The following is a 12112-nucleotide window of genomic DNA, read 5'->3' on the forward strand; positions in this document are numbered from 1 at the left end:
CATCCATGTCGTCGCCTGTCCTCCGCCTGCTGGTCCTTGGTCTGTTCGCCTTTACCGGCACCTGCGCCATTGCGGCCGACGAGCCGGCTCAGCCCGTCCAGCCGGCCCAGCCCAGCACCTGGGGCTGGACCGAGACGATCAAGCTGATGCCCGAGGAGACCGCGCTCAAGGCCCGGCTGGATACCGGGGCGCAGACGTCCACGATGGACGCGCGCAACATCACCCGGATCAAGAAGAACAACGAGCGCTGGGTGCAGTACGACGTGATGGTCACCGACCCCGCGACCGGCAAGGAGCTGCGCCTGCCCTTCGAGCGCAAGATCGAGCGCGTCCTGAAGTTCCACTCCGCCAATGGCGTCGAGCGCAGCCCGGTGGTGCTGATGGACGTATGCCTGGGCAACAAGGTCTACCGTGAGCAGTTCTCCCTGCGCGACCGCCAGGCCCAGGAATTCCCGGTACTGCTCGGCCGCCGCAGCCTGGAGCACATGGGCACGGTGGACTCGTCCAAGACCCAGACTCTGGCGCCCAGCTGCAAGCCCTGATCAGTGCTCGTTGACGTCGTTTTCCGGGTCGACCCGGCGCGGCGTGGTGCGGCCGTCCTCTGAGTTGAGCTGGAAGAAGATCGCCGCCGCCAGCATCGACATCAGTCCGACGCTCAGATAGGTCGCGTGGAAGGCCGACAGCACGTCGCCCTGGGCGCTTTCCAGATCGCCATTGAAGCCCCCCAGCAGCGCCGCCGCACAGGCCACGCCCAGGCCGATGGACAGCTGCATCACCACCGAAAGCAGGCTGTTGCCGGCGCTGGCGTTGTCGTCGCGCAGGTCGATCAGGGTCAGGGTGTTCATCGCGGTGAACTGCAATGAGTTGATCCCGCCCAGCACCGCCAGCTGAACCAGCAGCAGCGGGTAGGAAACGTCCTGGTCCACCAGCCCGAGGCTGGCGATCATCGCCCCCAGCAGCAGCGTGTTGCCCACCAGCAGCCTGCGGTAGCCGAACAGCTCCAGCAGCGGCTTGGCCAGTGACTTGATGACCATGGCCGCCAGCGCCATCGGGATCATGGTCATGCCCGCCTTGGCCGGCGAATAGCCCAGCCCCACTTGCAACAGCAGCGGCGTGAGGAAGGGCAGGGAACCGCTGCCCAGGCGCGCAAACAGGTTGCCCAGCACGCCCACGGCGAAGGTGCGGGTCTGGAACAGCGCCGGCGGGAACAGCGGCGCTTCGATCTTCAGCGCGCGCAGCCAGTAGGCCGCCAGCAGTACCAGCCCGCCCACCAGCAGCAGGACCACGCGCACGTGGGGCATGTGCAGCTCGCCCAGGCCCTCCAGGGCGATGGTGATCAGCACCATGGCGCCGCCGAAGAGCAGGAAGCCGACGCTGTCGAAGCGCGTGGCGCGCACGCCGCGCAGGTCCGGCATCAGGCGCAGGGCGACGAGGAAGCCGACCAGCCCCACCGGCAGGTTGATCAGGAAGATCCAGTGCCAGCTGGCGTATTCCACCAGCCAGCCGCCCATGGTCGGGCCGGCCAGCGGGCCGAGCAGGCCGGGGATGGTGACGAAGCTGAGAATCCGCACCAGTTCGCTGCGCGGGTAGACCCGCAGTATCACCAGTCGCCCCACCGGCATCATCAGTGCGCCGCCGATACCCTGCACCACCCGCGCGCCGACCAAGGTGCCGAGGGTCGGCGACAGCGCGCAGAGCAGCGAGCCAAGGCTGAACAGGAAGATCGCGAAGAGGAATACCCGGCGCGTGCCGAAGCGGTCGGAAATCCACCCGGAGGAGGGGATCAGCAGCGCCACCGTGAGCAGGTAGGCGATCACCACGCCCTGCATGCGCAGCGGGTCTTCGTTGAGCGAACGGGCCATGCTCGGCAGCGCGGTGTTGAGGATGGTGCCGTCCAGGGCCTGCATGAAGAAGGCGATGGCCACCAGCCAGGGCAACAGGCGGGCCACGCGGGGCGTCAGGGTGAAGGGTTCGCTCATGGTCGATCCATCGGTCAGGAATGGCTCTAGCTTAGGGAATCTTGGCGCGACTGGGGAAATCCACGTGCGGATCGCCGCCGGCGGTTCGCAACGCGCTCCAGTGGATCAGCTTCCCCACTCTGGAACCGCTGTGCTAGACCTTTACCGGTCACTTTTTTCCGCGCTTGCGATGGCGTGCCGGGTTTCGCCGCAAACGCCTGGCATGGCGGAACGATGTCACCCCCGGCCGGTCGATATGGCGTCCGGTCGCTTGCCGGAATTCCCAGAGGAGACAGCGATGTCCGTCAAACCCCGAATCACCCTCGCCCTGGCCGCTGTGCTGGCGGCATCTTCCGCATTTGCCTTCAACCTCGGCGACGCCGCCAAGGCGGTGTCCGGTGCCACCGGCGGGAGCACCGCCCAGGTCGCCACCACGCCGCAGACCAGCGGCCTGCTCGGCGCCCTGACCGGCCAGCTCGGGGTCAGCGACGAACAAGCCGTAGGCGGCACCGGGGCGTTGCTGGGGCTGGCCAAGAACAAACTCAGCGGCGGCGACTACTCGCAGCTGCTCAAGGCCGTTCCCGGCCTCGACAAGCTGTCCGGCGCCAGTGCGTTGAGCGGTCTGGGCGGCCAGCTCGGCGGCACGGCGTCCAGCAGCATGCTGGGCAACGTCAGCAGCCTGGGCGATGTGAACAAGGCCTTCGGTGCGCTGGGCATGGACCAGAGCATGACCGGCAAGTTCGCCGGCGTGCTGCTGGACTACTTCGGCAAGCAGGGTGTGAACAGCCAGGTGCTGAGCAGCCTGAGCGGGCTGTGGGGCGCAGGCGCCTGAGTTAGCGGGCCGCCGGACGGCGCGGAACCGCCGGCGGCCCGCTTTGTCATATCGACGACCCGGTCCCTGTTCGGGGCCGGGCATCCTCTCCGGAGCCGTCGATGTTCGCCAAATCCGCCGCTGTCCTGGCCGCCGCCTGGCTGGCCGTATCCCCCGTGTTCGCCGCCACCTTCACCGAGACCGCCGACCCGGCGCCCGCGGCTGAAGCGCCCGCGCAGACGGCCAACGCCTTGCTGGCGAACCTGACCCATCAACTGGGCGTCACCGAGCAGCAGGCCATCGGCGGCACCGGCGCCTTGCTGGGGCTGGCCCTGAATACCCTGAAGGATACCGACAGCACCCAGCTGCAGAAGGCCATGCCGAACGCGCAGCAACTTGCCGGCAGCGGTTCCATGGGCGACCTGGGGGGAATGCTGGGCGGACTGGGCGGCGCTGCGGCACTGCTCGGCGGGATCAACAACCTGCAGGACGTCGACCAGATCTTCGGCGTGCTGGGCATGGACCAGTCGATGATCGGCCGCTTCGCCGGAGTGATCCTCGACTACTTCACCGAACAGGGCCTGAGCAGCCAGTTGCTCGGCACGCTCGGCGGCCTCTGGGGCATGCCCGCATCGCCAGCGCTGAAGGCTCCTGCGGTCAACGGACGCGGGGCATGAGCCCCGCTTCAGAATTCCTCGCGCAGCGCCTCGATGCGTGCGTCCTTCTCTTCCCACAGGCGTGATACCCAGGTCTGCACGTACTGGCGGAATTCCGGATCGTTCTCGTAATCGCCCTGCCACAGCGCAGGGTCGATCTCGCGCGCCTGGATATCCACGATCACCCGTGGCACGCGCCCGCACAGCAGGTCCCAGAAGCCCGGCCGTGGGCCCTTGGGGTAGACCAGGGTGACGTCCAGCAGGGTATCCAGCTGCTCGCCGAGGGCCGCCAGCACGAAGGCCACGCCGCCCGCCTTGGGCCGTAGCAGGTGCCTGTAGGGCGACTGCTGCTGGGCCTGCTTGGCCGGGGTGAAGCGGGTGCCTTCGAGGTAGTTCACCACGGTCACCGGCATGCGCTTGAACTTCTCGCAGGCGGCCCTGGTGATCTCCAGGTCCTTGCCCTTGAGCTCCGGGTGCTTCTCCAGGAAGGCCTTGCTGTAGCGCTTCATGAAGGGGTAGTCGAGCGCCCAGAAGGCCAGGCCGAGGAAGGGTACCCAGATCAGTTCCTTCTTCAGGAAGAACTTGAAGTAGGGCGTCTTGCGGTTGAACGCCTGCACCAGCGCCGGGATGTCGACCCAGGACTGGTGGTTGCTGATCACCAGATAGGAGGTGTCGCGGCGCAGGTCGTCGCCGCCGCGGATGTCCCAGACGGTCGGGGTCATCAGGGCGAAGATGGCCTTGTCGATCTCGGCCCAGGTCTCGGCGATCCACATCACCCCGCGCGAGCAGGCGTCCTTGGCTGCCTGGCCGGGGACCACCAGCTTGAGCAGGGCGATCAGCAGCATCGGGCCGATCAGGACCAGGGTGTTGAACAGCAACAGGAGGCTGGCGATGAGGCCGGCCAGTGTGTGCTTGGAGAGTGCCCGCATGGAGATCCGATTCCTTGTGCGACGGTGGCGCGGCCATGATACGCAGACAATTCCCGTGGCCCAAGCGGGGAGGGTGTGGCGAACCAAGGGCCGTCGTGCTAGTCCTATGCGCACATGCCTCACCCCGGAGACTCCGCGTGAAACGCGCCCTCGCACTGCTTTCCCTGCTCGCCCTCCCCAGCCTGGTGCTGGCCGCTGAACCCAAGCTCTATGGCCGTTACGAATGGGTCAGCCTGCCCGAACTCGACCAGACGCTGCAGGCGAAGATGGACACCGGCGCCTACACCTCGTCGCTGTCGGCCAAGGACATCCAGATCTTCCAGCGCGACGGCGAGGACTGGGTGCGCTTCAAGCTGGCCACCAAGGACGGCGGCGACTCGGTGTACGAGCACAAGCTGCTGCGCATCTCGAAGATCAAGAACCGCGCCGAAGGCGCCGCCGAGGACGAAGAGGAAGACAGCAACCCCGGCCTCAGCCAGCGCCCGGTGATCGAGTTGCCGGTATGCCTGGGCGGCGACCAGCGCACCATCGAGGTCAACCTTACCGACCGCAGCCACTTCAACTACCCCTTCCTGATGGGCACCAAGGGCCTGCGCAAATTCCACGTCGCGGTTGACCCCGGCGAACGCTTCAGCGCCGGCAAGCCGAACTGCTCCGGCGGCTGAGGCCGCGATTGACGCGGTGCCGGGCTTGCGGCACCGTGCCGGCAGTTTCCACGGAGCCGGAATCTCATGCCGCACATCCTCATCGTCGAAGATGAAGCCGCCATCGCCGACACGCTGCTCTACGCGCTGCAGGCCGAGGGCTTCGAGACCACCTGGCTGAGCCTGGCCGGCGTGGCGCTGGAGCGGTTGCAGCGCGAGGCCTTCGACCTGGTCATCCTCGACGTCGGCCTGCCGGACATCAGCGGCTTCGAAGCCTGCAAACGGCTGCGGCGCTTCTCCGAGGTGCCTGTGATCTTCCTCACCGCCCGCGATGCCGAGATCGACCGCGTCGTGGGCCTGGAGATCGGCGCCGACGACTATGTGGTCAAGCCGTTCAGCCCGCGCGAAGTCGCCGCGCGGGTGAAGGCCATCCTCAAGCGCACCGCGCCGCGCGAGACGCCCGCCAGCGCCGCTGCCGGCAACGGTCCGTTCGAGGTGGACGAGGAGCGGGTGCTGATCCGCTACCACGGCCAGCCGTTGACGCTGACCCGCCACGAATTCCGCCTGTTGCAGACCCTGCTGGCGCGCCCGGAACGGGTGTTCAGCCGCGAACAGTTGCTCGATGCGCTGGGCGTGGCCGCTGACGCCGGCTATGAGCGCAACGTCGACAGCCACATCAAGAGCCTGCGTGCCAAGCTGCGCCAGGTCGCCGCCACCGCCGAGCCGATCCAGACCCATCGCGGCCTGGGCTACAGCTACGCGCCGGACAAGAGCTGATGCGCCTGTCGCTGCGGATCTTCCTGGTCTACTTCTTCTTCGTCGGGCTGACCGGCTGGTTCGTTCTGCGCACGGTGATGGACGAGATCCGCCCCGGCGTGCGCCAGTCCAGCGAAGAGACCCTGGTGGACACCGCCAACCTGCTGGCCGAGGTGCTGCAGGCCGACGTGAAGAACGGTACCCTCGACCAGAGCCGGCTTCCCGAGATGCTTCGCGCCTATGGCGCGCGCAGCCCGCAGGCGGACATCTGGGGGGTGAACAAGACGGCGGTGAACCACCGCATCTACGTCACCGATGCGCGCGGCATCGTCCTGCTGGATTCCCTCGGGCAAGCGGTGGGCCAGGACTATTCGCGCTGGAACGACGTCTACCTGACCCTGCGCGGCCAGTACGGCGCGCGCTCCAGCCGCGAGTCGGCGGACGATCCGGAGTCCTCGGTGATGTACGTCGCCGCGCCCATCCGTGACGGCGAGAAGATCATCGGCGTGGTCTCGGTCTCCAAGCCCAACCGCACCCTGCAACCTTACATCGACCGCTCGCAGCGTCGCCTCGCCTGGCTGGGCGCGGGCCTGATCGTCCTTGGCCTGCTGGTCGGCGCGCTGCTGTCCTGGTGGCTCAGCCGCTCCCTGGAGCGCCTGACCCGCTACGCCCAGGCGGTCAGCGAGGGACAGCGCGCCGAGCTGCCGCGCTACCGGGGCGGCGAGATGGCGCAACTGGCCGGCGCGGTGGAGCGCATGCGCGTGCAACTGGAGGGCAAGGCCTACGTCGAGCGCTACGTGCACACCCTGACCCACGAACTGAAAAGCCCGCTGGCGGCGATCCGTGGCGCGGCGGAACTGCTCGAAGGCGAGATGCCGGCCGAGCAGCGTGCGCGCTTCGTCGGCAACATCGCCGGGGAAAGCGAGCGCTTGCAGCAGCTGATCGAGCGCCTGCTGAACCTGGCCCAGGTGGAGCAGCGCCAGGGCCTGGAGGAGCGGGTGCCGGTGGACCTGCACGAGCTGGCCGATGAGTTGATCGCCGAGCGCCTGGCGCGGGTGCAGGCTGTGCAGTTGGCGAACGATATTCCGCAGGAGGTGAGCGTGCTGGGCGAGCGTTTCCTGCTGCGCCAGGCGCTGGGCAACTTGCTGGACAACGCGCTGGATTTCACCCCGGCGGGCGGCGCCATCCGTTTCGACGCGCAGCCGGAAGGTAACGGCTGGCGCGTCGAACTGTTCAACCAGGGCGAGGCGATTCCCGATTTTGCCCTGCCGCGCCTGACCGAGCGTTTCTACTCCCTGCCGCGCCCCTCCAGCGGGCGCAAGAGCACCGGGCTCGGGCTTAACTTCGTCGCCGAGGTGGCGGCGCTGCATGGCGGTGAGCTGCGCGTCGAGAACGCCGAGGGTGGGGTGCGGGCGAGTCTGTCGATCCCGGCGCAGGGCTAGGCGTAGGGCGTATAACGTTCGACGTTATACGCCGTTTGACCTTGATCTCAGTGCACTCCGTGTTCAGCCCCGGAGGCGCCGAGGAGGCAAGGTGTAGCGGCGTACAACCGCGAACGGTTGTATGCCCTACGGCAGCGCCACCCTCCACACAAACTCCACAGACTCTCCACATTCCACTCCCGGCGCCCCCATGTCCGCGCCCCAAGCTCTCCCCGTCCCCATCCCACGGAGAGCCCTCCCCATGAATCGCCAACTCGGCATCAAGCTCGGCGCCATCGCGCTCTTGATCGTCCTCCTGCTGATCCCCCTGCTGATGATCGACGGCCTGGTCGACGAGCGTCAGAACTACCGCGACGAGGTCCTGCAGGACATCGCCCGCAGTGCCAGCTACAGCCAGCAACTCACCGGGCCGCTGGTGATCGTGCCTTACAGCCGCACCGTTCGCAGCTGGCGCATCGACAAGGGCAGCCAGCAGCGCGTGCTGCAGGAGCGCGAGGTGCGCGGCCGCCTGTTCTTCCTGCCGGAGACCTTCCTGCTCGACGGGCAGATGCGCACCGAAGTGCGCCATCGCGGTATCTACGAGGCGCGCCTGTATCACGCCGACAGCAAGGTCAGCGGCGGCTTCGTGCTGCCCGCCAACTACGGCATCGGCAGCGACCTGGAGAGCTATCGCTTCGACGCCCCCCTGCTGGCGGTGGGCATCAGTGATGTGCGCGGCATCGAGAACGCGCCGAAACTGAAGGTCGAAGGTGAGCTGCGCGACTTCCAGCCCGGCACCCAGAGTCAGTTCCTCGGCAACGGCGTGCACGCCGTCCTGCCGTTCAAGGCGAGTGACCGTGAGCAACGCTTCGACTATGCCTTCGAGCTGTCGCTGCTGGGCAGCAGTCGCCTGGACATCATCCCGGTCGGCCGCGACAGCCAGGTCAACCTGGTTTCGGACTGGCCGCACCCGAGCTTCGGTGGCGAGTTCCTGCCCACCGAGCGCAGCACCAGCGACCAGGGGTTCAGTGCGCGCTGGCGTACCAGCTTCTTCGCCACCAACCTGGAAGAACAGCTCAAAGCCTGTACGGCGCCGTCCCAGGCCGACGCCGCCCGCGCGGTGACCGCGGATGACTCGGACCTGGTCCGCGTCGCTCCGGCGGTGTGTAGCGAATTCGGCAATCACCGCTTCGGCGTGGCGCTGGTGGACCCGGTAGACCAGTACCTGAAGACCGACCGCGCGGTGAAGTACGCGCTGCTGTTCATCGGCCTCACCTTCGCCGGCTTCTTCCTCTTCGAAGTGCTCAAGCGCCTGGCCGTGCACCCGGTGCAGTACGCCCTGGTGGGCATGGCGCTGGCGCTGTTCTACCTGCTGCTGCTGTCGCTGTCCGAGCACCTGGGCTTCGAGCTGGCCTACCTGATTTCCGCCGGCGCCTGTGTCGGGCTGATCGGCTTCTACCTCTGTCATGTGCTGCACAGTCTGTGGCGCGGCGCCGGCTTCAGCGTCGGGCTCGCCGGGCTCTACGGGATGCTCTACGCGCTGCTCAGCGCCGAGGACTACGCGTTGCTGATGGGCTCGCTGCTGCTGTTCGGCGTGCTCGGTGGCGTGATGGTGCTGACCCGCCGGCTGGACTGGTACGGCATCGGCAAGCCGGCGCGCGGCGATGACCTGGAGTTTTCCCTGGACGAAGTGCGCGTGCAGCGCTGAGGAGAATCGAGATGCCGAATCTGATGCGTTTTTCCCTGTGCCTGCTGGTTGGCCTGCTGCTCGCCGGACTGTGCCTGCCGGTGCTGATGCTGCTCGGTCGCTTCGACTGGATTGCGCTGCTGGTCGCCAGCGGCAAGCCGTTGGCGCACCTTGCCCTGCTGCTGCCGGGCGGACTCTGGGAGCAGCTCAGCGGGGTGGAGGACGCGGCGCACAATCCCCATGTGCGCTCCTTCCTGGAGATGTGCATGGGCGTTGCGCAGATGGGCTTGCTGCTGGCGCTGCCGATCTACCGCCTGGGGAACAAGTCATGAGCGCCTGGCGCGGATTGCGCGAGGAGCGTGAGATGGGACGGCGGCTGGCACGGCGGATCGCCGGGTTGTTCGGGGAAGTGAAGGGCACGCGGGTGGTGCGGGATGAGCGGTTTCAGCGGCGGGTGGTGTGCCGAACCGGCGTTGCTCGTGACTTTGGGCACTGGGGCTTGCCCCTCACCCCAACCCTCTCCCAGAGGGAGAGGGGGCTGGGCGGTGCCGGATGGCGGGTCTGGAGTTCGCCGGCTCGCTCCTCCGGTGGCATTGCGTAATGGGTATCAGGCCGGCACGGTCGCCTGCAGCGAAGGCCGCTGGCTGACCTCGGCGAACCACTTGGCCAGCCGCGGGTACTCGGCGCGCCAGTCCCAGTGCGGTTGGCGGAAGTCCAGGTAGCCGAGGGCGCAGGCCACGCCGATGGCGGCGACGTCGAAGCGTTCGGCCAGTTCGGTGTGGGCCGGGCCGTCGAAGTAGGCGAGGGTGCGGACGATCTTCAGTTGCTGGTTGTCGAGCCAGGTGTCCCAGTGCTTTTCCAGCGGGCGCATGGCGGTCTCGTAGCGGATCAGCACGGCGGCATCCAGCACCGCGTCGGCCAGCGAGGCCAGGGTCAGGCGCCGCCAGCGGGCCGGGCCTTCACGGGGAATCAGCGGCTCGCCGCTGTGCTGCTGGTCGAGGTACTCGAAGATCACCCGGCTGTCGTGCAGGTCCTGGCCGTCGGCCAGCCGCAGGGCGGGAATCTTGCCGGCGGGGTTGTCCCGCAGCACGCCGGCGTCCGGTGCGATGGGGGTGTGGACGGCGGCGTAGAGTTCGACCTGGTCGAGCTGACCGGTCTCGTGCAGCAGGACCATGACCTTGCGCACGAAGGGCGAGGCGGCGGCGTGGAACAGGATGGGACGGACGCTCATGGGTTCTCCTCGGCGTTCATTCGTGGATGACCACCAGGCGGTCGGTGCCGGATTCGGCGCCCCAGACCTCGCCTGGTCGGCCCAGCAACTGGCGCACGTTGGCGTGCTCGCGGTCGCTCGGATAGGCGGTGAAACGTTCGCTCTGCGGGTCGAAGCGCAGGATGGCGTTGCTGGCGAAGTCGCTCAGCCAGACCTGGTCCATGGCGTCGACGTAGAGGGCATAAGGCTGCGGATGATCGCCCGGCAGCTTCCAGGTTTTCCACTGGTTGTTGTCCGGATCGAAGCGCGCCAGCCGGCCGGCGCTCCACTGGCTGATCCACAGCCGTCCAACCGAGTCGGACCACAGCCGGCGCGGGCCGCTGCCGGCGCTGGGCGTGTCGATGCGGGTGACCTTGTCGCCGACCGGGTCGATATGGCCGAGGTAGTCGCCTGCCAGCGAGGCGTACCAGAGTTCGCCGTCGGGCGTCACGGCGATGCCGTACGGCCCCTTGCCCTTGGGCGCCGCCCAGACCTTGAGTTCGCGGGTCGCGGGGTCGAGGCGGCCGTAGAAACCGTTCTGGCCGGTGAACCACAGAATGCCATCGTCATCGAATACACCGGTATTGAGGTTGGCCTTGGCCGCCTCCCTGGGCAGCGGAATGACTTCCACTCCCAGGCGTTCGCGATCGACGTGGACAATGGCATTGAGCCCGCCGTCGGTGATCCAGGCGTCGCCATTGGGCCCGGCGACCACGCCGTGGGGCGCGGAGCCCTTGCCCAGGTCGACCTGCTCGGTGGCGCCGGTCTGCGGGTCGAGCCGGCCGAGCGCGCCGGCATGCTGCGCGGTGTACCAGATCTTGCCGTCCTCCGTCGGGGCGACATCGTGCGGGCCGGAGCCCTTGGGCAGGTCGAAGTACTTCACGCTGGCGGCGTCGGCGCCGCCAGCCAGCAACAGGCCGGCGAGCAGCAGGGGCAGGGCGCGCAGGGTGGTGGACATGGGGCTCTCCTTGGCGGGTCCGGAAGTGGCTGAGACTGTACGCCGAGCCTGGCGTTCGGCGAAATGTAGGAGTGGAGTGCGTGACAACCATACAACTACTGGGTGCGGCGTGCCGACAGGGTTCGCCGGTCAATGACGACGCCATCGGTTATACCGCGGGCGCGGCCTGGGTGCTGGACGGCGCCACCAGCCTGGGGCCGGGGCTGGTGGATGTGCAGAGCGATGCGCGCTGGCTGGCGCAGTGCGCCAATGGTCACCTGCAGCGCCTGCTGGAGGACCAGCCGGGGTTGCCGACCGAGGCGCTGCTGCGGGCCTTGCAGCAGGGCATCGCCGAGGACTTCCGGCGTGACGCGGGTGTTGCCGCCACAGCGGAGCTGGACCTGCCCTCGGCCTGCCTGAGCCTGCTGCGGGTGCTGGACGACGGCGCGCTGGAGTTGCTCAACCTGTGCGACAGCCGCATCCACCTGGCCTGGGACGACGGACGCGTGGAGAGCTTCGGCGACACACCGCTGGAGGAACTGGACCGGCAATCGGTGGAGCGCCTGCTGGCGCTGCGCGAGAGGCATCCGGACTGGAGCCACGCCCAACTGTTCCAGGCCAGCCGCGAATGGGTGCGGCGCAACCGGGCGCTGGCCAACACGGCGCAGGGTTACTGGGTGCTCGACCCGACCGACCGCTGGCTGGGACAGGTGCAGCGGCGCGTGCTCGATCCCGCGCGGCTGAAGGCGTTCATGCTGGTGACCGACGGCTTCGACCGCCTGCTGGAGTTCCGCCGCTATGACCTGGAGGCGCTGTTCGCGGCGCTGCCCGAGCGCGGTGTGGAGGCGCTGATCGATGAGCTGCGCGCGCTGGAGTCCGCCGATGGCCAGGCGCTGGAACATCCGCGCCTGAAGATTCACGACGATGCCAGTGTGGTCTGGGGGGAAATGCGCCGCTGAGCGTTACCCGGCAGCGCGGCCGGGTGGCAATTACGCAGGAGCGGACTCCGTCCGCGATCCGGGCCGAGTGGCCTCGAGTCGGGACTGGCCATGGTCAGGCGGCGT

Annotated in this window: 13 protein-coding genes; 9 read left to right on the plus strand and 4 right to left on the minus strand. The window is 67.9% G+C overall.

Annotated elements, in window-relative coordinates:
- Positions 1-5 precede the first annotated feature (5 nt).
- On the plus strand, positions 6-542 hold the full coding sequence (locus O6P39_RS02220; RefSeq protein WP_275609851.1) for a RimK/LysX family protein: 537 nt from the start codon (positions 6-8) through the stop codon (positions 540-542).
- Here O6P39_RS02220 and mdtD read toward each other — a convergent pair whose 3' ends face one another.
- Positions 543-1979: a multidrug transporter subunit MdtD gene (gene mdtD, locus O6P39_RS02225; protein WP_275609852.1), complete on the minus strand. Its 1437-nt coding sequence runs from the start codon at positions 1977-1979 to the stop codon at positions 543-545. It lies immediately after the preceding gene.
- Between the two features lie 277 nt (positions 1980-2256).
- Here mdtD and O6P39_RS02230 point away from each other — a divergent pair, with 277 nt between their 5' ends.
- Complete coding sequence (locus tag O6P39_RS02230; RefSeq protein WP_275609853.1) at positions 2257-2790, plus strand: DUF2780 domain-containing protein; 534 nt, start codon at positions 2257-2259, stop codon at positions 2788-2790.
- A 101-nt stretch (positions 2791-2891) separates the two neighbouring features.
- The gene (locus O6P39_RS02235; protein ID WP_275609854.1) at positions 2892-3446 is read left to right on the plus strand and encodes a DUF2780 domain-containing protein; all 555 of its coding nucleotides are present in this window, start codon (positions 2892-2894) and stop codon (positions 3444-3446) included.
- A gap of 8 nt (positions 3447-3454) precedes the next feature.
- On the opposite strand, the gene O6P39_RS02240 is transcribed toward O6P39_RS02235, so the two are convergent.
- A complete protein-coding gene (locus O6P39_RS02240) occupies positions 3455-4354 on the minus strand; it encodes an acyltransferase (RefSeq protein ID WP_275609855.1) in 900 nt (299 codons plus the stop codon).
- A gap of 137 nt (positions 4355-4491) precedes the next feature.
- Here O6P39_RS02240 and O6P39_RS02245 point away from each other — a divergent pair, with 137 nt between their 5' ends.
- From O6P39_RS02245 to O6P39_RS02265, 5 genes are all read left to right on the plus strand, one after another.
- On the plus strand, positions 4492-5019 hold the full coding sequence (locus tag O6P39_RS02245) for an ATP-dependent zinc protease (protein ID WP_275609856.1): 528 nt from the start codon (positions 4492-4494) through the stop codon (positions 5017-5019).
- A gap of 66 nt (positions 5020-5085) precedes the next feature.
- Positions 5086-5775, plus strand: a complete 690-nt coding sequence (creB, locus tag O6P39_RS02250) for a two-component system response regulator CreB (protein WP_275609857.1) — start codon at positions 5086-5088, stop codon at positions 5773-5775.
- Positions 5775-7196, plus strand: a complete 1422-nt coding sequence (gene creC, locus O6P39_RS02255; RefSeq protein ID WP_275609858.1) for a two-component system sensor histidine kinase CreC — start codon at positions 5775-5777, stop codon at positions 7194-7196. The genes creB and creC overlap by 1 nt, the downstream gene beginning before the upstream one ends.
- 241 nt (positions 7197-7437) lie before the next feature.
- Positions 7438-8883 carry a cell envelope integrity protein CreD gene (creD, locus tag O6P39_RS02260; RefSeq protein ID WP_275609859.1) on the plus strand — a complete coding sequence of 482 codons (1446 nt, stop codon included), beginning with the start codon at positions 7438-7440 and terminating at the stop codon, positions 8881-8883.
- Positions 8884-8894: 11 nt separating this feature from the next.
- Positions 8895-9194: a hypothetical protein gene (locus tag O6P39_RS02265; protein WP_275609860.1), complete on the plus strand. Its 300-nt coding sequence runs from the start codon at positions 8895-8897 to the stop codon at positions 9192-9194.
- Positions 9195-9469: 275 nt separating this feature from the next.
- Here the strand turns inward: O6P39_RS02265 and O6P39_RS02270 are convergent, their stop codons facing one another.
- The gene (locus O6P39_RS02270) at positions 9470-10093 is read right to left on the minus strand and encodes a glutathione S-transferase family protein (RefSeq protein ID WP_275609861.1); all 624 of its coding nucleotides are present in this window, start codon (positions 10091-10093) and stop codon (positions 9470-9472) included.
- Between the two features lie 16 nt (positions 10094-10109).
- Entirely contained in the window at positions 10110-11069 is a 960-nt protein-coding gene (locus O6P39_RS02275; RefSeq protein ID WP_275609862.1) for a lyase, read from the minus strand.
- A gap of 80 nt (positions 11070-11149) precedes the next feature.
- Here O6P39_RS02275 and O6P39_RS02280 point away from each other — a divergent pair, with 80 nt between their 5' ends.
- On the plus strand, positions 11150-12007 hold the full coding sequence (locus tag O6P39_RS02280) for a protein phosphatase 2C domain-containing protein (RefSeq protein WP_275609863.1): 858 nt from the start codon (positions 11150-11152) through the stop codon (positions 12005-12007).
- Positions 12008-12112 lie beyond the last annotated feature (105 nt).

The sequence above is a fragment of the Pseudomonas sp. PSE14 genome (assembly GCF_029203285.1).
Classification (GTDB): domain Bacteria; phylum Pseudomonadota; class Gammaproteobacteria; order Pseudomonadales; family Pseudomonadaceae; genus Pseudomonas.